General features: G+C 65.5%; 20 protein-coding genes and 2 pseudogenes. 13 read left to right on the top strand and 9 right to left on the bottom strand.

Annotated features, from left to right (window positions below):
- Nucleotides 1–261 (bottom strand): annotated as a pseudogene (locus tag IC66_RS0111425) (extensin family protein); the annotation flags it as partial.
- Nucleotides 262–596: 335 nt separating this feature from the next.
- A complete protein-coding gene (locus IC66_RS0111435; RefSeq protein WP_038947702.1) occupies nt 597–1,457 on the bottom strand; it encodes a DUF2147 domain-containing protein in 861 nt (286 codons plus the stop codon).
- Nucleotides 1,458–1,651: 194 nt separating this feature from the next.
- Here IC66_RS0111435 and IC66_RS0111440 point away from each other — a divergent pair, with 194 nt between their 5' ends.
- Both IC66_RS0111440 and IC66_RS0111445 read left to right on the top strand, forming a co-directional pair.
- Nucleotides 1,652–2,437, top strand: coding sequence for a DUF2147 domain-containing protein (locus IC66_RS0111440; RefSeq protein WP_038947703.1), 786 nt, complete (start codon nt 1,652–1,654; stop codon nt 2,435–2,437).
- A 269-nt stretch (nt 2,438–2,706) separates the two neighbouring features.
- Nucleotides 2,707–4,161: a FecR family protein gene (locus tag IC66_RS0111445; RefSeq protein ID WP_038947704.1), complete on the top strand. Its 1,455-nt coding sequence runs from the start codon at nt 2,707–2,709 to the stop codon at nt 4,159–4,161.
- A 184-nt stretch (nt 4,162–4,345) separates the two neighbouring features.
- On the opposite strand, the gene IC66_RS0111450 is transcribed toward IC66_RS0111445, so the two are convergent.
- Both IC66_RS0111450 and asd read right to left on the bottom strand, forming a co-directional pair.
- A complete protein-coding gene (locus IC66_RS0111450) occupies nt 4,346–4,915 on the bottom strand; it encodes an NUDIX hydrolase (RefSeq protein WP_038947705.1) in 570 nt (189 codons plus the stop codon).
- Nucleotides 4,916–4,984: 69 nt separating this feature from the next.
- Nucleotides 4,985–5,848 (bottom strand): archaetidylserine decarboxylase, encoded by an 864-nt coding sequence (gene asd, locus IC66_RS0111455; protein WP_038947706.1) that lies wholly within the window; start codon nt 5,846–5,848, stop codon nt 4,985–4,987.
- A gap of 35 nt (nt 5,849–5,883) precedes the next feature.
- Here asd and IC66_RS0111460 point away from each other — a divergent pair, with 35 nt between their 5' ends.
- Nucleotides 5,884–7,548: an aminotransferase class III-fold pyridoxal phosphate-dependent enzyme gene (locus IC66_RS0111460; RefSeq protein ID WP_038947707.1), complete on the top strand. Its 1,665-nt coding sequence runs from the start codon at nt 5,884–5,886 to the stop codon at nt 7,546–7,548.
- A 179-nt stretch (nt 7,549–7,727) separates the two neighbouring features.
- Here the strand turns inward: IC66_RS0111460 and IC66_RS0111465 are convergent, their stop codons facing one another.
- From IC66_RS0111465 to IC66_RS0111475, 3 genes are all read right to left on the bottom strand, one after another.
- Complete coding sequence (locus IC66_RS0111465) at nt 7,728–8,387, bottom strand: hypothetical protein (protein WP_028145558.1); 660 nt, start codon at nt 8,385–8,387, stop codon at nt 7,728–7,730.
- A gap of 125 nt (nt 8,388–8,512) precedes the next feature.
- Nucleotides 8,513–9,202: a class I SAM-dependent methyltransferase gene (locus tag IC66_RS0111470; protein ID WP_038947708.1), complete on the bottom strand. Its 690-nt coding sequence runs from the start codon at nt 9,200–9,202 to the stop codon at nt 8,513–8,515.
- A gap of 35 nt (nt 9,203–9,237) precedes the next feature.
- Nucleotides 9,238–10,290, bottom strand: coding sequence for a glycosyltransferase family 4 protein (locus tag IC66_RS0111475; RefSeq protein ID WP_028145560.1), 1,053 nt, complete (start codon nt 10,288–10,290; stop codon nt 9,238–9,240).
- 274 nt (nt 10,291–10,564) lie between these two features.
- Between IC66_RS0111475 and IC66_RS0111480 the strand changes: the two genes are divergently transcribed.
- Nucleotides 10,565–11,281, top strand: a complete 717-nt coding sequence (locus tag IC66_RS0111480; protein WP_038947710.1) for a L,D-transpeptidase — start codon at nt 10,565–10,567, stop codon at nt 11,279–11,281.
- A 102-nt stretch (nt 11,282–11,383) separates the two neighbouring features.
- On the top strand, nt 11,384–11,803 hold the full coding sequence (locus IC66_RS0111485) for a c-type cytochrome (RefSeq protein ID WP_028145562.1): 420 nt from the start codon (nt 11,384–11,386) through the stop codon (nt 11,801–11,803).
- 217 nt (nt 11,804–12,020) lie between these two features.
- Here the strand turns inward: IC66_RS0111485 and IC66_RS0111490 are convergent, their stop codons facing one another.
- Nucleotides 12,021–12,245, bottom strand: a complete 225-nt coding sequence (locus IC66_RS0111490; protein ID WP_038971273.1) for a hypothetical protein — start codon at nt 12,243–12,245, stop codon at nt 12,021–12,023.
- Nucleotides 12,238–13,029, bottom strand: a complete 792-nt coding sequence (locus IC66_RS0111495; RefSeq protein ID WP_390887075.1) for a DUF899 domain-containing protein — start codon at nt 13,027–13,029, stop codon at nt 12,238–12,240. Before IC66_RS0111495 ends, IC66_RS0111490 begins: the two co-directional genes overlap by 8 nt.
- A 153-nt stretch (nt 13,030–13,182) precedes the next feature.
- On the opposite strand from IC66_RS0111495, the gene IC66_RS0111500 reads away from it, so the two are divergent.
- From IC66_RS0111500 to IC66_RS48240, 8 genes and pseudogenes are all read left to right on the top strand, one after another.
- Complete coding sequence (locus tag IC66_RS0111500) at nt 13,183–14,403, top strand: hypothetical protein (protein ID WP_038947713.1); 1,221 nt, start codon at nt 13,183–13,185, stop codon at nt 14,401–14,403.
- 29 nt (nt 14,404–14,432) lie between these two features.
- Nucleotides 14,433–15,074 carry a Vgb family protein gene (locus tag IC66_RS0111505; protein ID WP_038947714.1) on the top strand — a complete coding sequence of 214 codons (642 nt, stop codon included), beginning with the start codon at nt 14,433–14,435 and terminating at the stop codon, nt 15,072–15,074.
- A gap of 122 nt (nt 15,075–15,196) precedes the next feature.
- The gene (locus IC66_RS0111510) at nt 15,197–16,765 is read left to right on the top strand and encodes a DUF4403 family protein (RefSeq protein ID WP_038947715.1); all 1,569 of its coding nucleotides are present in this window, start codon (nt 15,197–15,199) and stop codon (nt 16,763–16,765) included.
- Between the two features lie 136 nt (nt 16,766–16,901).
- A complete protein-coding gene (locus tag IC66_RS0111515) occupies nt 16,902–18,011 on the top strand; it encodes an ABC transporter ATP-binding protein (RefSeq protein WP_038947716.1) in 1,110 nt (369 codons plus the stop codon).
- Between the two features lie 48 nt (nt 18,012–18,059).
- On the top strand, nt 18,060–19,118 hold the full coding sequence (locus tag IC66_RS0111520; RefSeq protein ID WP_028145568.1) for an ABC transporter substrate-binding protein: 1,059 nt from the start codon (nt 18,060–18,062) through the stop codon (nt 19,116–19,118).
- A 22-nt stretch (nt 19,119–19,140) separates the two neighbouring features.
- A complete protein-coding gene (locus tag IC66_RS0111525; protein WP_038947717.1) occupies nt 19,141–20,403 on the top strand; it encodes an ABC transporter permease in 1,263 nt (420 codons plus the stop codon).
- On the top strand, nt 20,400–21,227 hold the full coding sequence (locus tag IC66_RS0111530; protein ID WP_038947718.1) for an ABC transporter permease: 828 nt from the start codon (nt 20,400–20,402) through the stop codon (nt 21,225–21,227). The genes IC66_RS0111525 and IC66_RS0111530 overlap by 4 nt, the downstream gene beginning before the upstream one ends.
- Before the next feature lie 312 nt (nt 21,228–21,539).
- Nucleotides 21,540–21,707, top strand: a pseudogene (locus tag IC66_RS48240) (ABC transporter substrate-binding protein); the annotation flags it as partial.

The following is a 21,707-nucleotide window of genomic DNA, read 5'->3' on the forward strand; positions in this document are numbered from 1 at the left end:
GTCGGCAAAGCCGTAGCTGCTCGAGGCTTCGCCGATGGCGGCGACCTTGAGCGGAAACTCGGCGCCGCACATGCCGGGCCCGGAGATCGGGTCGATGCGGACGAGATCCGGCCCCTCTTTCACCGCGCCCGATTTCAGGCATGCGGCTTCGGCCTCGGCCCGCCACGGTTCGCGTTCGGCCTGGAAGAAGCCGCGTCCGCAACCCGCTAGCGAAACAAGGACGATGGAGCCGACGAGATACAAACGAACTCCGCGCGTCATGCACGCACGTTCGGTGAATTTACTTAAAGACTCTTCAACACGTTGATTTCAGAGTTCTTTAACCATACGGGCCCGTGCGGGCCCGGAGCGGCAGGCTGAGCGACAGCAAGCCTGACTTTTTCGCAAGGAGACTCTCTGTTAACCATGATGCCCGCGCGCAAAGCGGCGCGCATGGAGGGAGCGACCTCATGACGTTCGCCGGGAGACTGAGCGTTGTCGCCGCATACCTCGCCATGGCCTTCGTCGGCGCCATCGTGCTCGGCATGATTTAGCGGCTTATCGCTCCGATACACGCTCTTCGTCCCTTCTCCCGCAAGGGGAGAGGGGGAGAAAAACTACGACCGCGCGCTCCATTGCCGCGACGTCGTGAGCATTTGCTCTCGCGGCGCCTCGATCCGCGTCCAGTCATTGCCGGAGCACCAGAAGCGGCCGAGCGCGCAGGCTTCGACGTAAAGCCGGCCGGAGCTCTTCAGCATCATGGTCGCGTAATAGGTGTTGCCGCTGGAGCGGCTGTAGATGTTGCCGGTCCAGACGTCGTGCGACTTCGGCTTCATGTTGACGAGCACGCTCTCGCCGCGGCTCGACGCCTCCGTCAGCGCGTAACCGCACAGTGCGGGGCCACAGCGTTCGATGCGAACCGTGCCCTTGGCGCCGGGGCTCTCCCATTCGCCCAGTGGCATATAAGCCGGCTCATCGTCGCTGCGCTGTGCGACCGTTGCGGTCTGCTTGATCTCGGGACTTGGGAAGGGCGGCGGCTCGATGCGCGGCGGATCGAGCGTAACGATCTTCGGCGGGTCGATCCGTGGCGGATTGAGGCTCGGCGCGACGAGTGTCGGCGCCTCGACCCTTGGCGGCGGCAGCACAACAGGCTGCGACGTCGTCGCGGCGACAACAGGGCCGGTCGGCGCCGGTGGCGGCACGACGATGGTTGCTTGCGCCGGTCGGACGGGAGCTGCGGGATAGGCCGGCTGCAGCGGTGCGACCGCAGGCTGCGCGGCTGATGTCGTGTCGACATCGTCTGTCGATCGAAGGCTGCGGCTGGAGACCGACACACAAGAGGCCGACCGGCAATTGCGCGGCGACTCGACATGGAACCGGTGACCGCCGATCGAGAAGGAATAGGAACCGGCCACCGCCGCGGGCGTGATCGCCATCAGTGCGATCAAGGTGCCAAGCGAAGTCGCAAGCCGTTTCATCCACACCTCCTTGAGTGCCGCCGCGAGCTTACACAGAGGCGGCACGGCTGAATGTGCGCTGCCTCACCCAGACGGCGCGGCACCGTTGTGACCCCCATCACAGAACGCCCCGGCCAGTCCGGCGTAGGGTCGAACCACGCTTCATCCACCAGCGACTTCAGTCCATCGGGACCACGCCATTTTCGGAGGCTGTCATGAACAAGCTCACCATCGTCGCCACCGCGCTCTTTCTGGCGTCGACCGCCGCCGCCCATGCCGGCGGCAACACGATCTCGTTCCAGATCGAAGGCCAGCACATCCGCATCGAGACGCCGCGCAACTGCGCCTCGCTCAACTGCGTGACCATCGTGGCACCGGGCCTGTCGGACAAGCCGATCAAGCTGAACAACATCAACCTGAAGGGCCTTGGCGGCTCCAAGGACGATGACGACACCACGCCAAGCACGGCGACTGCGCAGCCCGCGCCGGCTCCGGTGCAGCAGCAGCCGGTGCAGCAGGCGCAGGCGACCGCGCCGGCCGCGCCCGCGGTCACGGCTCCCACCGCTCCGGCCGCGACGGCTGCTGCCGCGCCGTCGGTCGGCTTTGACGCCAATACGCAGCAGGCGCCCGTCGCGGCTCCTGCTCCTGCACCCGCGCCGGTCGCAGTTGCTCCGGCGCCCGCTCCGGCCCCCGTGGCCGCCGCGCCTGTGGTGGTCGCCAACACGCCGATCGGCGTCTGGGCCACCGAAGAGAACAAGGGCAATGTCCGCGTCGAGCAGTGCGGCGCCAATCTCTGCGGCTATGCCGAGAAGACCAATGCGCGCATCCTGATCAACATGAAGCCAGAGGGCTCGAAGTGGAGCGGCCGCATCCACGATCCCGACTCCGGCCGCAATTACGACTCGACCATCGCGATGAAGGGTCCGAATGCGATGCGCGTGCAGGGTTGCGCCTTCGGCGGCATGTTCTGCGGCGGCCAGACCTGGAAGCGCGTGAGCTGACACCGCAGGTGTCATCCCGGGGCGATGCGAAGCATCGAACCCGGGATCTCGCGCGGCGAACTCGCACCACAACTTCGAGATTCCGGGTTCGCGACTTCGTCGCGCCCCGGAATGACGAGTAAGAAGGCGGCGCCAAATCCCTCACCGAACGTGACGTCTGAACGTTCGGCCCTCCTCCTGCCACACACGTTCATCCACCATTCAGGTCCCCCCGGCTGATATCAACCGATCTCGCCTCGCGTTCTCACCGGGACTTCCTCGTGACATCAATGCTGGCCTGGCGCCGCTTCGTGTTCGCGCTCGTGCTGCCGGCATTGCCGCTGGCAGGCGCGAGCGTTGCGATCGCATCCGATGCGATCGAAGTCGCCCAGGCCCAGCCACAAGCGCAGCCGGCGCCAGCGCCCTCCCCAACGCCATCGGCTTCACCGACACCGGCCGCGGACGCACTACCCGCCGCCGTCGAGCCGATCGGCAACGTTGCGACCGTCACGGGCATCGCGACCGTGATCCGCGACAAGAATTCCTATCCGCTGCGCGTGCGCGACGACATCTATCTCAACGACGTGGTGCAGACCTCGTCGAACTCCACGGTCGGCATCACTTTCGACGACGCCACCACGTTCAATCTTTCAGCCAGCTCGAAGATCACCATCGACAATTACGTCTATGAGGACGGCGGCAGGCAGAACTCAGGGATATTCGACGTCGGAAAGGGCACAGTGGCCTTCGTTGCAGCTGCGGTGGCGAAGACCGGTAACATGAAAATCACGACGCCGACCGCGACGCTCGGCATCCGCGGCACCACCGGCGTCGTCGAGGTGCCTGAAGGCGCGGCAGCGAGCAGCGCGCGCAACGTCAACATCAAGCTCTATCCCGACGCCGACGGCCGCGTCGGCCACATCGACGTCGACGACCGCACCAGCGGCACGCGGCTCGGCGCGCTGACGCAAGGCGCGAGCGGCTTTGCGATCCGGCCCGGCGCGGCCACTGCCGGAATCATGCGCTTCGCCGCGGTGCCGATCACGATTCCCGCGCAACAGATCGCACGCGACCGCGGTTTCGTCGGCCAGGTGCATCTGGCGCAAACCACGGGCCGCCAGATCGTCACCGAGCAGCGTGACTTCCGCCGCGCCAATCCGACCGCGCTCAGCCGCATTCCGCGGCCGGCCCAGGCGCCGCAGCAACAACAATTGCAGCCGACGACCGCACCTGGCCAACAGTTGCAGCGGCCGAACGGCCAGCCCGGTCAGAACAACCGTCCGGGTCAGCAGCAGCCGGGCACGCCGGGCCGGCAAGGAACGCAGCAGCCCCCGCGGCAAGGACAACAAGGACAAGGCGGCGTCGTGCAACCGGGCACGCCGCGTGCGGGCCAGGGGCAACTGCCGCGAGGACAACAGCAACAAGGCCAGCCGCAGCGCGGCGAGCAGCAAGGCGCAGGGCGTCCAACGCGCCCTGGACAAGCCACCCCGCCGAACGCCACGCCGCAAACACAGCCGCAGCGTGGTGGGCAGATTCAGCCCGGAGGAGTCGTGCCGTCACAGCCGGGCGGGACTCATCCGCAGTCGCAACCGCCGCGCACCGGCATGCAGCCGGCCCATCCGCCCGCAGTCCAACCGCCGGGCATGCAGCGACCCGGCGGCGTCCAGCAGCGCCTCCCTGCCGCGCAACGCCCCGTAGCGCCGCGCAGACCGGCGCCGGCTCCGAAGGAGAAGGAGCGGCGGTAAAGTTCGGCGTGCATGAGCTCGCTCGGTGCGCTCCCTCGCCCCGCACTTGCGGGGAGAGGGTTGGGGTGAGGGGCTGCTTCCGCAGAAATAGTGGCAGTGAGACTCGCGGAGAGTCCCCCTCACCCGGATTGCATCTACGATGCAATCCGACCTCTCCCCGCAAGCGGGGCGAGGTGAAGACAACTCACGCCTCGCCGCGCAGCCAGGCCTTCACCTTCTGCAGGAGACCATGCCGCAGCTCCTCGACGGATGCGGCTTCGGCCGGCGTCAGCGTCTGCAGCGTTGCATCGATATCGTCGGCCGCGAGCGGCGGCGTCGGCTGGGGCGCGGGCGGCGACGCCAGCCCCGCTGCCGCAAGCGCGATCGGGCCGATCTGGGTCAGAAAGGCGCGCTCATATTCGCGCGACAGGCGCGCAAGCGCGTCGTCCAGCGGCAGCCAGTCGACCGCCTTGATGTCGTTCATCAGCTTGCGGACCGGACCGCCCTCAGCTTCCATGCGCCAGAAATGCACGACCTTGGAACGCCCGCCGGACTGATAGACGAGCGTGCCCAGGAATTCGTGGATGGCGACGTCGTGTCCCGTTTCCTCGAGCACCTCGCGGTGCGCGGCCTGTTTCGGCGTTTCGCCGTCGTCGAGCTTTCCCTTGGGCAAAACCCATTCGTTGCGCTTGCGCTGGCGCACGACCGCGATCAGCGGCACAGCTCCACGCCGCAGCACAATACCACCCGCCGCCATGACCGGCGCTCGCGCCATCACTCACATCCGTGTCGATCTATGCATCCCCACAGGACGATATAGGCGTCGGACGCGGCGGATTGAAGGCTATCCTCTCCTCAACAGCGCTTGACCGGCGCGAATGCGCGTGCCCTCGGCGATGCCGTCGCAGAAGGTGAAATCGCCGGGCGCGAGGATGATGATGGTCGAGCCGTGCTCGAACCAGCCGAGCTCCTCGCCCTTGGCCACGTTGACGTCGCAGGGGAAATTGACCGGGCCGCGGGTCTGCGCGTTCAGCACCATGTCGAGGAAGTGCAGGCGGATGCTCGCGACCAGGATCGCGGCAACCGGCACCAGCGTCACGGCCTCGCCGGTCGCTAGACGCGTCCGGATCACGGCGCGCTCGTTCTTGCAGAACAGACGCTCGACCCGCTTCAAGGCGGTCGGGTTGACGTTCCAGACATCGCCATGGATCAGCGTGACCCGCTCGATATGCGCATCATGGGGTGCATGGAAGCGGTGATACATGCTCGAGGTCAGCCGCAACGTGACGAAGCTTCCGTCGCGATGCTGATCAACCAGTGCGGAATCGCCGAGCAGGTCGAGCAGCGAATAGGGCGCGCCCTTGACCTGAAACAGCTCGGTGTCGGCGATCTTCCCGTGGGCACCGACGATGCCGTCGGAGGGGCTGGCGACAATGGAGGGGTCGGGATCAAAAGGCCGCAGGCCCGGCTTGAGCTCCCGGGTGAAGCAGTCGTGCAGGCTCTTGAAATGAGTCTTGCGCGCCTCCGACAGATCGAGGTCGGAGAACAGCTTCCACAGAGCGATCGAGAAGTCCCGCACAAGCGGATTCTCGATCTTGGAGAACCAGCCCATGAAGCGGGTTAGCGCGGCGCGGGGGATGCGGTTGGTCAACAGGAAGTTGAGGTCTTCCTGCTGGGTGAAAGAGGCGATGAGGGCTTTGACTGTCATGAATCTGTCAGCTCACAGTATTAGCGCTTGTTGTCATGGAAACGACACTCCCGATTCTCTCGATGTCCGTGGCCGCCGCAGCGTCTGCTGCCGCCGTCCTCCCGAAGCTCAAGGCGCGGGTCGAACTGTCCCGCGCCAAGCACCGGTCGCTCGCCGGGCACTCCAAGATGTCGCGCCGGGTGGCAAAGCTGCTCCCGTTCTACGAATTCGAGGGCGACAAATATTTCGGCTGCGACGGCGCGCCTGATAACGTGGTGGCGCAGCGTAAGGACGCCTTCTTCTGCCTTGCCAAGCTTTACGCCGAGCGCTACCCCAGGGGTCGCGCGATGACGAAGGAAGCGGCGGAAACCATCTCCGACCTGAACTTCACCGAGAGCTACCGCGTGCCGTTCCAGTTCTCGCGTCTCGTCCGCGAGCATCTGGGCACCTCGACCTTCATGGAGTCCTCGAGCGGCGTCACCGTCACGGACGTCGACGGCAACACCTCCTACGACCTCACGGGCTCCTACGGCGTCAACATCTTCGGCAACGACTTCTACAAGGAGTGCATCGAGGGCGCCGAGAAGCGGGCGCATGCACTCGGCCCCGTGCTCGGCCCCTACCATCCCGTCATCCTCGAGAACGTGCAGCGGCTCCGCCAGATCTCCGGCCTCGACGAAGTCTCGTTCCACATGTCCGGCACCGAGGCCGTGATGCAGGCGGTGCGGCTGGCGCGCTACCACACCAAGCGCACGCATCTGGTTCGTTTCGCCGGCGCCTATCACGGCTGGTGGGGCGACGTGCAGCCCGGCGTCGGCAACCCGATTCCGGCGCACGAGACCTACACCCTCGCCGAGATGTCGGAGAAGACGCTGCACGTCCTGCGCACGCGCAAGGACATCGCCTGCGTGCTGGTCAACCCGCTGCAGGGCCTGCATCCCAACGCCAACGCGCCCGGCGATTCCTCGCTGGTCGACTCGTCTCGCGGCGGCAATTTCGACCGCGCGGCCTACACTGAATGGCTCGCGAGGCTGCGCGAGGTCTGCACCGAGCGCGGCATCGTGCTGATCTTCGACGAGGTCTTCGTCGGCTTCCGTCTCGCCGCCGGCGGTGCCCAGGAATATTTCGGCGTGCGCGCCGACATGGTGACCTACGGCAAGAGCCTCGCCGGCGGCCTGCCGGTCGGCGTGGTCTGCGGCAAGAAGGAATTGATGCGCCGCTTCCGCGACGACCGCCCCGCCGACGTCTGCTTCGCCCGCGGCACCTTCAACTCGCATCCGTACGTCATGACGGCGATGGACGAGTTTTTGAGCCGCCTCGCCTCCCCGAATTTCCGCGCCATCTATGACGGGCTGGATGCGACCTGGAACGGTCGCGCGCAAAAACTCAACCAGATGATGACCGACGCCGGCCTGCCAGTACGGTTCGCCAACTTCTCGTCGATCTGGACGGTGAAATACACCACGCCGTCCCGCTACAACTGGATGCTGCAATATTATCTGCGCGCCGAGGGCTTGGCGCTGAGCTGGGTCGGCACCGGCCGGCTGATCTTCAGCCTCAACTACACCGACGCCGACTTCAGCGAAGTCGCCGAACGCTTCGTCCGCGCCGCCGGGAAGATGAAGGCCGACGGCTTCTGGTGGCACGATGGCGTGCTCACCAACAAGAACATCAAGCGGCAGATTTTGAAAGAGATGCTGGCCAAGCGCTTCGGGCGCTGAGGCTGCGTGCTCCGACGCCGTCATGGCCGGGCAAAGCCGTCCGGAGGACGGCGTCGCTTCCGCTCGCCTATGCCCGGCCATCCACGTGTCTCCACGCAACGGCCCCAAGACGTGGATGCCCGGGACAAGCCCGGGCATGACGTAGACCATGGACATTCGCGATCCGGGCAACGGCCGTGTCAGGCGTGCTGCTCTTCGAGCGTGGGCTCGCCGATGAGGCCCAGCGTGTGCTCGGGATTGAGGTGCAGGCCGGGGTCCATCAGCTCGCCTCGCATCAGGGCGAGCGGCGCGCTGCGATAGAGCATCAGATCGTGGAAGGGATCGGTCAGGATCTTGGTCATCCAGACGAGGCCGGTCTCGACGTCGCGAATGAAGAACAGGTGCACGGTGCGGAACAACAGACCGCCGCCGCCGACCACGAGCCAGATCTTGGCAACCTGCCGCATGAAGTCGGTCGCGGACGCCCAGGGGGTGAACAGGCCGAACAGCGAGGGATCAGCGAACAGCACCAGGGGCGAAGCCGCCCAGATCGCCATCAGCACCACCTTGCGCTGAAGGTTGTAGCCGACCTTGATCTCTTCCTTGTGCTCGTGGGTGGCCTGGTTGATGTGGTCGTAGCCGTGCGGCTCGAAGAAGAAGTGACCGGCCTGGCGCGAGGTCATCGAGACCAGCCAGCCGACCAGTGCGGAGATGACAGGGTCGATGAACAGCCAGACATAGGCGAAGAGAAAGCTCAGCGCGCTGATGAAGTGCAGGCTCTGATTGATGCGGCTGTGGTGATAGTAGCGATGGTCGTCCCAGCGCTGGATCCGCAGCTGCTCGAGATAATTCTTGATCATGCTCTCCCCCAAAATGCTTTCGGGTACGGGATTACAGGGATTCGATGTAGGCCGTGTGACATCATCATTTTGTCATGTGACGATGTGCAGCGGCGCGATGACGCACGCGACGCGTGAGCTTCAGCTCACGCCGCTTTCGCGACGTCGACCTTGCGGAAGCGCACCAGCGAGAAATGGCCGAGCGGCGGAATCAGGCGGCGCTCGGCGAGCTCGATGCCGTGGGCGCCGGCCAGCCACTTGGCATAGCGCGACCAGGCGAACTCGGCGGTGCGGAAGCCGAGCGGACGCACCACCGGCTGCAGCTTCTGCTCGATGAAGCGGCGCATGCCGGCATCGGCGCTGACGCGGGTGAGGATGATCAGCTCGCCGCCGGGCCGCAGCACGCGGGCGAATTCGTCGAGCGCCTTCTCCGGGTTCGGCACCGCGGTGACGACATATTGCGCCATCACGACGTCGAAGGAATTGTCGGGGAATTCGAGCTTCTCGGCGTCCATCACCGCGAGGCCCTCGACGTTCTTCAGCTTGCCCTCGGCGACGCGCTGGCGCGCCTTGTCGAGCATCGCTTCCGAGATGTCGGTGCCGAAGATGCGCAGGTTCGGTGCATAGAGCGGCAGCGAGATGCCGGTGCCGACGCCGACCTCGAGCACGCGGCCGCCGATCTTGTTGGTGGCCGCGATCGCCGCCTGCCGGCCCTTGGCGAACACACCGCCGAACACGAGATCGTAGACGGGCGCCCAGCGGTCATAGGCCTGCTCGACCGTGCCACGGGTGAGATCGAGCTGCTCGGTGCCGTCAAGGTTCATGATCTTAGCCATCGATGAGGTTCTCGCTGTGGGTCAGACGTTTGGGATCAACCGCGCACCGGCCGCCGCGCCATCCGAGGCGAGGCGCGCAAGGCGCGGCTGGGCTGAAGTGAGGTGAGATTGCCGACGAACTGGCGCGCGCTGTTTTCCCAGGAACGCTCCAGCGCGAAGTTACGGCAGGTCTCGCGCGACATGGTGAGCGCGCGCAGGCACGCGGTACGCAAATCGTGGTCGATCGCGCCGATCGGATGATCGGCGATGACGTCTTTTGGACCCGTCACGGGAAACGCCGCAACCGGCGTGCCGCAGGCCAGCGCCTCCAGCTGCACCACGCCAAACGTATCGGTCAGGCTCGGAAACACGAACACGTCGGCGGCGGCGAGATGCGCGGTGAGATCCGCGCCCTTCTTCTCGCCGAGGAACACCACCTCCGGATATTTCTTCTGGAGCGCCGCCTTCTGCGGGCCATCGCCGACGACGACCTTGGTGCCGGGCAGATCGAGCGAGAGAAACGCTTCGAGATTCTTCTCTACCGCGACCCGGCCCATGGTCATGAAGATCGGCCCCGGCAGATCGAGCCGTGCCGGCGAGTCGGGATGAAACAGCTCGGTGTTGACGCCGCGCGTCCAGAAGCCGAGCCGCTTGAAGCCGCGCTCGGAGAGCTCTTGCCGCAGCGAGGGCGTCGCCACCATCGTCATCGCGGCGGCATCATGGAAGTGGCGCAGCACGGCATAACCGACGGCGGCGGGGATGCCGGTCCGCACCGAGACATATTCGGGAAAGCGCGTCGTGTAGGACGTGGTGAAGGCAAGCCGGTTGCGACGGCAATAGGCTCGCGCGGCCCAGCCGATCGGACCTTCGGTCGCGATGTGGAGCGCGTCCGGCGCGGCCTTCTCGATCCGTCGCGCGATCTCCTTTCCGCTCGGCAGCGCGATGCGCAGGCCCGGATAGGTCGGCAGCGGCCAGGACGGAAAGCCGTCCGGCGTCAGGAAGTCGATCTCGACATCGAGGGCCTTGGCGGCATTCGCCAGCGAGGTCAGGGTGCGGACCACACCGTTAACTTGGGGATGCCAGGCGTCAGTCGCGATTAATACCCGCATGGGGAAATCCCGAGAGTTTGATGATTCTCGGTTTCCGACCATCAACGAAGGATATTTCAGGCGTGTGACGTCACAGAAGTGTCGGCCCACCGTTTTGTTCGTTAACGGGCACCTGCGGCCACGAAACTGTCATGAAACAATCCTTGCCGCCGTGAAACCGTTTTCGGTTTTCCGCGCAAATGTCCCGAAACGTTTTGCGGTTAGTGATCTCAGCAACAGAGCACCGCAACGGTGCCGCGGTGGCCGAAACCACCGAGCAAACAGGGGCGATCACATGTTCAATCTGGATGCGTTCAAGACGTTTTCGCGCGCCGTTGCATTCGGCGCAGTCGCGGTCTCCGCGATCGCATTCGCGGGTAGCGCCAAGGCCGCGCCGGTGCAGCTCTTCCCCTTCTTCCAGCCGCTGCCGCCGTTCGCCGCGCCGCAGCCGATCCAGCCCTATCAGCCCTACCAGGCGCCGACCTATCAGACCGAGCCGTTCGAGGATCAGGACGCCGTGGAGATGCCGGCACGCTTCCGCCGCCAGACCGTCTCCTACGCGACGCGTGAGGCGCCGGGCACCATCATCATCGATACGCCCAACACCTATCTCTATTATGTGCTCGGAGGCGGCCAGGCGCTGCGCTACGGCATCGGCGTCGGCCGCGACGGCTTCACCTGGTCGGGCACGCAGTCCGTCACCAGGAAGGCCGAGTGGCCGGCCTGGACTCCGCCGCCGGAAATGATCGCCCGCCAGCCCTATCTGCCGCGCCACATGGCCGGTGGCCCCGGCAACCCGCTTGGCGCCCGCGCCATGTATCTCGGCGGCACCATCTACCGCATCCACGGCACCAACGCCCCCGACACCATCGGCAAGCGCGTCTCCTCCGGCTGCATCCGCCTGACCAATGATGACGTTTCCGACCTCTACTCCCGCGTCAACGTCGGCACCAAGGTGATTGTGCTGCCGATGACGGAACGGAGAGCGGAGCTCGGAACCGCGACGCGCTGAACCGACAGGACATTGTGACGCAAACGGCCCCGGAACATCCCCGGGGCCGCCTTCGTTTGCCCTCGACATTCCGGCGCGCGCTTGCTGAGGCGCGGGTCCCCGATGGAGGCGCAAATGCAATTCTCGGCGAACTCATGGCTGCGCCCAGTCGCCGGTGCCGGAGCGTTAACGCTGCTCGTGTCCGTACCCTCCTCGCTCGCTCAGCAGCCGGCGAGCGAAGCGGCAGCTCAGCAGGCCTTCAACAATTCCTGCCGCACCTGCCATTCCGTGAAGGAAGGCGACAATCGCCTCGGTCCCAATCTCAACAAGATCGTGGGACGCAAGGCCGGCTCGCTGCCGGACTACAACTACTCGTCCTCGATGAAAGAGGCCGGCTTCGTCTGGGACCAGGACAAGCTCACGCGCTTCATGGTCAAGCCGGACGAGGTCGTATCCGGCAACAAGATGCAGCCCTATGGCGGCGTCTCGGCGGAGGACGCGGCGAAGGTGGTGGCGTATCTGCAGGCGGCGGGCGGGCAATAGTCGCGTGGGCGCCGCGTGTGAGGCTTGCATTCGAAATCTCAGCGCAATCCTTCGAGACGCCCGCCTGCGGCGGGCCCTCAGGATGAGGACGGAGTGTGCGGCAGCTCGTGCTCACGCAGCTATTGCACCAGGGCGCGAATGCCAGTTAGCCTCATCCTTGAGGAGACCGCGAAGCGGTCGCCTCGAAGGACGAGGCGTTCACACCGGCGGAAATCGCTCATCCGCCGGTCCTCTCTGAGATCAATCGCAGCCACGCCGCTGAATGAAACGCGCTCATCAGCAGATACATCGGCACCATCTCGCCGAGCGAAGACCCGCGCCCGGCGGCGCACAGCATGTCCGCCTGACCGCCGCCGATCATGGCCGTCAGCCCGGCCATGATCGCAAAGGTCGGCGTGGCCGCGAGGCCGAGCCATCTGGCAAGGCTGGCGGCACTAGTCACGACCTTCCGCCGCCTCCTGACGAAACGCCTTCTCGCCGGCGTCCGAGATCTCGACCCACTTCTGGTCGGGCGCCGCGCCTTCGGTGTAGCTGTCGTGCCAGTTCCACCATTTGTAGGTCGGCGTCTGCGGATAGCCTTTTGGCGAGTCTTCCCAGACCTCCTGGCGGCCGAGCGGCGTGATGTCGAGATAATTCCAGGTGCCGCCCATCTGCTCGTCGCCGCGGCTCTTGATGAAATAGGTGCGGAAGATGCGGTCGCCGTCGCGGTAGAACACGTTCGTCCCGTGCCATTCGTCGACGCCGAAATCGGCATCAAAGCTGTCGGTGACGGTGACCCACGGCATGGTCCAGCCCATATGCTTCTTCAGCCTGATGATGTCGGCTCGCGGCGCCCGCGAGGCGAACACCAGCGTGGTGTCGCGAGCGTTGAGATGCGCGACGTGGGCGACCTGGTCGGCCACCATGGAGCAGCCGCGGCAGGCGTGATCAGGCCAGCCGAACACGCCCGGCTCGAAGAAGGCGCGGTAGACGATCAGCTGCCGTCGGCCCTGGAACAGGTCGAGCAGGCTGACCTTGCCGCCGGGCCCCTCGAACGAATAGGTTTTGCTCACTTCCATCCACGGCATGCGCCGGCGCTCGGCGGCCAGGGCGTCGCGGGCACGGGTATGCGCCTTTTCCTTCACGAGCAGTTGCTGACGGGCGGCCTCCCAGTCCTGCGGCGACACCACCGGCGGTGTTTGCATGTCGGCCTGTCCGTTGTTCCGTTCGTTTTGGGCTAATGTCATCATGACTCTCCGAATCTCTTGCCTGACGTCTTGCCTGGGCGATCATTCCGCGTCTCGTGGAACCGCTCGCCCTTCACCGCACCTTGTCGGCCGTCAACGAATTCTGGCACCTCGTGGTTGCGCGGTGGGAGTAACAAGTGTGGCGGGATTGACATGGAGTCGCTGATCACGGCCGCAGCGCGCGCGCTCGAGGCCGGCGATCCGCTCGGCGCGCTGAACCGCGTTGCGTTGCGCAACGATGCGCCGTCGCTGGCGCTGCGCGGCATCGCGATGGCGCAGCTCGGCGATCTCGCAAAGGCGAAGACGCTGCTGCGAAGCGCCGCGCGCGCCTTCGGTCCGCGCGAGGCGGTGGCGCGCGCGAGATGCGTGGTGGCCGAAGCCGAGATCGCGCTGGTTTCGCGCGATCTGAGCTGGCCGACGAAGACGCTCGCGGCGGCACGGACGACGCTCGAAAAGCACGGCGATGTCGCCAATGCCACGCATGCAGGCCACATCGAGGCACGCCGTCTTCTTCTCGTCGGACGGCTCGACGAAGCCGAGCGTATCCTCGCCGAGCTCGGCACCTCCCCGCTGCCGCCTGCCCCGCAGGTCGTCCGCGAGCTCGTGGTCGCCGGCATCGCAATACGGCGGCTCAGAACCAAAGACGCGCGCGCGGCGCTTGCCCGGGCAACCCACGCAGCGAGCCTGGCGGGCATCCCAGGGCTGACAGCCGAGGTCGAGAGCACGAACCGCGTGCTCGATACGCCCGCGGCACGCCTGATCACGCATGGCAACGAACGTCCGTTGCTGCTGGAGCAGGTCGAGGAGCTCGCGGCTTCGGACGCGCTGGTCGTAGACACGTTCCATCATTCGGTGCGCAGGCGGGGCACGATCGTCTCGCTCGGAACCCGCCAGGTGCTGTTCGCACTCGCCCGCGTCCTGGCGCAGGCCTGGCCCGCGGACGTCTCGCGCGAGGCGCTGATGGCTGGGGCGTTTCAGGCGAGGCACGTTGATGAATCGCACCGCGCGCGCCTGCGCGTGGAGATCGGCCGCCTCCGCGCCAAGCTCAAGCCTGTGGCCGATGTCACTGCGACGAAGCAGGGTTTTGCACTGACGCCGCGCAAGACGCGGCAGGTCATGGTACTGGCGCGGCCCGTCGAGGAGAAGCACGCCGCTGTCCTCGCCTTCCTCTCCGACGGCGAGCCGTGGTCGAGCTCGGCGCTCGCGCTGGCACTGGGAACCAGTGCGCGCACGGTTCAACGCGCGCTCGACGAGCTGGCGCGATCGAACAAGGTGCAGTCGTTCGGACATGGGCGGGCGCGGCGCTGGATGACGCCGCCTGTCCCGGGTTTCCCGACAGGCTTGTTACTCCCGGGACCGCTCCTGAAGACGTAAGGTAGGAGCACATCACAGGGAGCGATCACATGAAGCGTTCAGCCGCCGAGATCATCAGGGAGTACGGACCTTTTGCCGGCGTCGAGGCCGTGCATGGCGTCACCTATGACGGCAGCCATGTCTGGTTCGCATCCGGCGACAAGTTGAATGCGATCGATCCTGATAGCGGCAAGGTCGCGCGCTCCCTCGATGTCGCAGCCCATGCGGGAACGGCGTTCGACGGCCGGCACCTGTTCCAGATCGCCGAGGATCGCATCCAGAAGATCGATGCGACCTCGGGCAAGGTGCTCACCAGCATTCCTGCGCCGGGTGGCGGTGGCGATTCCGGCCTGGCCTGGGCCGAGGGCTCGCTGTGGGTCGGGCAATATCGCGAGCGCAAGATCCATCAGGTCGATCCGGACACGGGCAAGGTCCTTCGCACCATCGAGAGCAAGCGGTTCGTGACCGGGGTGACCTGGGTCGACGGCGAGCTCTGGCACGGCACCTGGGAGGGCGAGGATAGCGATATCAGGCGGATCGATCCTGACACGGGCAAGGTACTCGAACAGCTCGACCTGCCGGCGGGGACGATGGTGTCAGGACTGGAGTCCGACGGCGGCGACCGCTTCTTCTGCGGCGGTGGCGCTAACGGCAATGTGAGAGCGGTCCGCCGTCCCCGGCGCGGGGCCTGAATGCACGGCAGCGATGCGGTCGCTGCCGTTAGCCCATTCGCCCCAATTCCACCCCATCGGTGCGCTCTAGCGCCCTCCTCGCCTGCCCTGTAGAATCCCTGCCGGGGCGGCTTGGGGGATCGATGCGACTGACGTTGAATCTGAAGACCATCACGATCGCCGTCGTAGTGCTCGCGGCGTCGTTCTTCATCAGCTTGAAGGCCATGGACTGGCTGTCGCCGCGCGCGACGAATTCCGCGCCGCCGGTGGCGCAACTGCCGCCGTTGCCGCCGGTCGCGAAGAGCTCGATCGTCGTGGCGCCGGTCGCCATCGCGCTGTCGGCGATCCGCGACCAGGCCGAGAAGGCCGCCCCGCGCAATTTCGCAGGGAAGGCCGACAACCCGATCTCGCAGATCCTGGAGAACGCCGACATCGGCTGGACCGCCGTGCGCGGGCCGATGGCAGCTGCCGGCGACAAGGACGTGCTGACGATCTCGACACCGCTCAGCGGCAAGCTGAACGTGACGGGCTCGCTGTCCTCGAAAGCCACCGGCGCGCTCGGCGATGCGCTCAGCGGCGTGCTCGGCGGTGACGCAGCGAAACGGATCGGCGCGGTCAACATCAAGAATCTCAACGCCAGCGCTGAGATCAAGGGCAACGTGATCGTCACTTCGCGGCCAAAGCTCGCGGCCAACTGGCATCTCGAGCCCAATCTCGGCGCCCAGGTCAATCTCGGCGACACCAACCTCAACGTCGCCGGCGCCAAGGTCAACGTGCCGGCGCAGGTCAAGCCGCTGATCGACAAGAATGTCGGCGAGCAGATCAACATCGTCTCCGAACGCATCCGCAACGATCCGAGCCTGCGCGAGAATGCGAAGCTGCAATGGGCCAAGGCCTGCCGCTCGATCCCGCTGCAGGGATCGGGCTCCTCGGCCGCGCTTCCGCCGCTCTGGCTGGAGATGAAGCCGATCCGCGCCATTGCCGCGCAGCCGCGCGTCGATGCCCAGGCCGTGACGCTGCTGATGGGGCTGGAAGCGGAGACGCGCGTGACGTCGACGCAGACCAAGCCGGACTGCCCGTTCCCCGACAAGATCTCGATCGTGCCGCCGACCGGCACCGGCGTGAGCATCGGCGTGCCCATCGACGTGCCCTTCACCGAGATCAACAAGCTGATCGCCGCGCAGATGGTCGGCCACACCTATCCCGAGGACGGCTCCGGCCCGGTCGACGTGACCGTCAAGAGCGTCAACGTGGTCCCGTCGGGCGAGCGCCTGCTGATCTCGCTTTTGGTGCGCGCCAAGGAAAAGAAGAGCTGGCTCGGTCTCGGCGCCGAGGCGACCGTGCACATCTGGGGCCGGCCGGTGCTCGACCAGGGGCAGCAGACGCTGCGGCTCACCGACATCCAGCTTGCTGTGGAATCGGAAGCCGCCTTCGGCCTACTGGGTGCCGCGGCGCGCGCGGTGGTGCCGCAGATGCAGCAAGCACTGCTGCAGAGGGCGACGCTCGACCTGAAGCCGATCGCCGCCAACGCGCGCGAGAAGATCGCTGGCGTCATCGCCGACTTCCAGAAAAGCGAGGACGGCGTCAAGGTCGACGCCAAGATCGACAGCCTGACGCTGGCCGACATTGCCTTCGATTCCAAGACGCTGCGCGTGGTCGCGGAAGCCGGCGGCACGCTGAATGTGTCGGTGACGAAGCTGTCGGGGATGTAGCTCGCCTTCATTCGCCGCGCTTGGACGCCTCTTGATCGGTTGCGCCGCTGGCATTCTGATCGGAGGATGCTAAGCTGTTCCTCGCAACCTCGAATGAGGTGCCGACGGCACTGTAGTGGGTAAACGCGAGGTCAACATGGAAGCCGGCATGGTCACGCCTGCGCCGGCACTGGTGCGCTTTTCCGGCATTCAGAAGACCTATGATGGCGAGCATCTCGTGGTGAAGAACCTCGATCTCGACATCAGGAAGGGCGAGTTCATCACCCTGCTCGGCCCGTCGGGCTCGGGCAAGACGACCACGCTGATGATGCTGGCCGGCTTCGAGGTTCCGACCCATGGCGAGATCTACCTCGCGGGCCGGCCGATCAAGAACATGCCGCCGCACAAGCGCGACATCGGCATGGTGTTCCAGAACTATGCCTTGTTTCCGCACCTGACGATCGCGGAGAATATTGCCTTCCCGCTATCCGTTCGCAAGACGAACAAGGCGGACGTGCAGGAGCGCGTTGGATCGGCGTTACGCATGATCAAGATGGAAAACCTGGCGCACCGGCGGCCCGGACAGCTGTCCGGCGGTCAGCAGCAGCGCGTGGCGCTGGCCCGCGCGCTGGTCTTCAATCCGCAACTCGTGCTGATGGACGAGCCTCTGGGCGCTCTCGACAAGCGCCTGCGGGAGCAGATGCAGCTGGAGATCAAGCAACTGCACGAGACGATGGGCATCACCGTCGTTTACGTCACCCACGATCAGAGTGAAGCGCTCACCATGTCGGACCGCATCGCCGTGTTCAACGACGGCATCGTGCAGCAGATCGACAAGCCCGATGCGCTGTATGAGCATCCGGTGAACAGCTTCGTCGCCCATTTCATCGGCGAGAACAATGTGCTGGCCGGCACCGTCGAGACGGTCGACAAGGACTATTGCCGCGTCGCGCTGGCTGGCGGCGGCACTGTCACCGCACGGGCGGTCAATGTATCAGGCGCGGGCGCATCGACCTCGCTGTCGGTGCGGCCGGAGCGGATCACCATTATCCCGGACGGCACCTCCAGCGACGGACCGAACCGGCTGCCGGCCAGGGTGCAGAACACCATCTATCTCGGCGACCACGCGCTGGCCGTGCTCGATGTCTCGGGGAATGCCGAGTTCATGGTCAAGCTTCAGCCCGGCGCACATGACAGCCTGACACACGGTGCAAACGTGTTCGTCACCTTTCACCCCGAGGACTGCCTCGCCCTCGATCCCGTCTGATCCAGCGATCGAACTCAACGCAACGCACATGAAGAAGGAACCATGACCATGCTGAAGCGCAAGATTGGCAAGATTGCTCTGGGTTTCGCCGCGGCCTTCACCGCTAGCGCCGCGCTGGCCACGGTCGGGCAGGCGCGCGACCTCACCGTCGTGTCGTGGGGCGGCGCGTATCAGGATGCCCAGAAGAAGGCCTATTTCGAGCCGTTCAGGAAGGCGGCCGGAATTGCCATGAACGATGAATCCTGGGACGGCGGCGTCGGCGTGCTGCGTGCCAAGGTGCAGGGCGGCGCCGCCACCTGGGACGTCGTCCAGGTCGAGAGCGACGAACTCGCGGTCGGCTGCGAGGAAGGCCTGTTCGAGAAGCTGGACTATTCCAAGATCGGCGGCGAGGCCGCCTACATCCCGCCGTCGGTCAATCCGTGCGGCGTCGGCGCCATCCTCTATGACTTTGTTCTCGGCTATGACAAGGACAAGCTGAAGGAAGCGCCCAAGGGCTGGGCCGACTTCTTCGACACCAAGAAGATTCCGGGCAAGCGCGCCCTGCGTCAGGGCCCGAAGACCACGCTGGAGATCGCTCTGATGGCCGACGGCGTCGCGCCGAAGGACGTCTACAAGGTGCTGGCGACCGACGAAGGCGTCGAGCGCGCGTTCAAGAAGCTCGACACCATCAAGGGCGACATCGTGTGGTGGAAGGCCGGCGCCCAGCCGCCGCAACTGCTCGCCTCCGGCGAAGTCGCGATGACCTCGGTCTACAATGGCCGCATCGACACAGCGAACAAGAACGAGAAGAAGAACTTCGGCATGGTCTGGGACGGCGCGCTGTTCACCCTCGACAGCTGGGTCATCCTGAAGGGCAGCCCGAACAAGGACGCGGCCTACAAGTTCCTGGACTTCGCAGGCAAGGCGGAGAACCAGTCGAAACTGTCGGAGAATATCTCCTATGGCACCTCGAACAAGGACGCAGCCGGACGGCTCGCGCCGGCCGTTCTGAAGGACCTGCCGACGGCGCCTGACAACATCAAGAATGCGGTCGAGATCAACGTTGCGTTCTGGCTCGAGAACATCGACCGCCTGACCGAACGCTTCAACAAATGGGCCGCGAAATAGCGCGCCCGGCAAGGCTCGACGAATGACGGATGCGTCCCTGTCCGGTGCCAATGCGTCGACCGAGGTGCCGCTCAAGCGCCGATTGAGGCGCGCGGAGCGGACACGCCAGGTCAAGGCGTTGGCGCTGGTCGCGCCGCTTCTCGTCTTCCTGCTCTTCACCTTCGCAGGCCCCATCGCCGGCATGCTGTGGCGCGCGGTCGATGACCGGGAGGTGCGTCAGGTTCTGCCTCAAACCTTCGCGGCTCTCGCCAGCTGGAACGGCAAGGACCTGCCGGACGAAGAAGCCTTTGCTGCGCTGGCAAGCGACATCATGGCGGCGCGCACCTCCGGCACCATTGCGATTGCGGCCAAGCGGCTGAATTACGCACTCAACGGTTTTCGCACGATCCTGACCAGCACGGCACGCAATCTGAAGACGATGCCCGAGCCCGGCACGGCCAAGGAGACGCTGGGCAAGATCAATCCGGCCTGGCGCGAACGCACGACCTGGACGACAATCAGGGATGCCAGTGGCCCGGTCACGGGCTTCTACCTTCTGGCGGCGCTCGACCTTGTCAGGAACGTCGACGGCGTGATCGTCGCGGCCCCGCCGGACCAGGCCATCTATCGCAGCCTGTTCACCCGCACCTTCATCATCAGCCTCAGCGTCACCGTACTCTGCCTGATCCTCGGCTTCCCGGTCGCCTACCTCTTGGCGACGCTGCCGCCGAGCCGCTCGAACCTGCTGATGATCTTCGTCCTGCTGCCGTTCTGGACCTCGCTCCTGGTCCGCACCTGCGCCTGGATCGTGCTGCTGCAGAGCAAGGGCGTCGTGAACGACAGCCTGCACTGGCTCGGCATCATCGACGAGCCGTTGCGCCTGATCTACAACCGCTTCGGTGTCTGCGTGGCGATGACCCACGTTCTCCTGCCATTCATGATCCTGCCGCTCTACAGCAGCATGAAGGCGATCTCGCCGGCTTACATGCGTGCCGCGGCCTCGCTCGGCGCGCCACCGGTCACCGCCTTCCTGCGAATCTACCTGCCGCAGACCCTGCCCGGCATCGGCGCGGGAAGCCTGCTCGTGTTCATCCTGGCGCTCGGCTATTACATCACACCTGCGCTCGTCGGCGGCGCCGCCGATCAGATGATCAGCTACTTCATCGCGCTCTACACCACCGAAACCGCCAATTGGGGCCTTGCTTCGGCGCTCGGTGCGGTGCTGCTGCTCGCCACCCTTCTGCTGGCACTGGTCTACGGCAAGCTGGTGCAGGGCCAGCAGGTTACGGGAGGGATGAAGAATTGAGCGACAATGCTTCCCTCCGCACGCCCAGCCAGCGCATCGCGTGGACAGCGACCATCATTGTCTCCACGCTGGTGTTCATCTTCCTGATCGCGCCGATCCTGGCGATCATGCCGTTGTCCTTCAGCTCGGGCTCGTACCTGACCTATCCGCTGCCGGGCCTGTCGTTGCGCTGGTATGACGACTTCATCAATTCGCCGCGCTGGATGAATTCGCTGAAGAACAGCATGATCATCGGCGTCGCCTCGACGCTGCTGTCCATGGTGCTCGGCACGCTGGCCGCGCTCGGTCTGGCGCAGTGGAAGAGCCGGTTCAAACCGCTCGTGCTGGCCTTCGTGCTGTCGCCGGTCGTCGTCCCCGGTGTCATCACCGCGGTCGGCCTGTATTTCTTCTTCGCGCCGATCGGACTGACCGGCAGCTATCTCGGCTTGATCCTGGCCCACACCGCGCTGGCGACGCCTTTCGTGGTGATCACGGTCGGCGCGACGCTGCAGAGCTTCGACACCAATCTGGCCCGCGCCGCCGCCTCGCTCGGCGCCTCGCCGCTCGAGGCGTTCCGCCGCGTGATCCTGCCGCTGATCCTGCCCGGCCTCGCTTCGGGTGCATTGTTCGCCTTCGCGACCAGCTTCGACGAGGTCGTGATCGTTCTGTTCATGGCAGGTCCGGAGCAGCGCACCCTGCCGCGCGAAATGTTCAGCGGCATCCGCGAGAACATCAGCCCGACGATCACGGCAGCGGCGGTCATTTTGACGACGGTCTCGGTGGTCCTCCTCGCCACCCTCGAAGGCCTGCGCCGCCGCAATGAACGGCTCAAGGGTGGCGGCTGAGAGCCGGGCGTGACTTCTCTCCTTCCCCGCAAGGACGGCGGCAGTATCGTAGGGTGGGCAAAGCGAAGCGTGCCCACGCTTCTATCGCAATGTTGGTGAGATGGTGGGCACGGCGCAAGTGCGCCTTTGCCCACCCTACGATCCTGATCTCGCTGATCCTGCTTCGCGGAGAGAGGCGAAGGGGAACACCGCCCGCCCCTTCTCTTTTTGCATCCCGCTATGGCGCACACCGCTTAGCTGCCGTGACTGATTGTCGCTAGAACAGTCCCCGCAACAAAGCCCGAATAACAACACACAGGGAGAAGAACAACCATGCAAAAACTCATCGCAGCCGTCGCGGCCGGTCTCGCCCTCGCCGCTACGTCCGGCGCGGCGCAGGCGCAGATTTCCGACGACGTCGTCAAGATCGGCGTGCTCACGGACATGTCGAGCCTCTATGCCGACGCGACCGGCAAGGGCTCGCTCGCCGCCGTCGAGATG

Origin of the sequence: Bradyrhizobium genomosp. III (assembly GCF_000261705.1) — a bacterium.
Classification (GTDB): domain Bacteria; phylum Pseudomonadota; class Alphaproteobacteria; order Rhizobiales; family Xanthobacteraceae; genus Bradyrhizobium; species Bradyrhizobium ottawaense.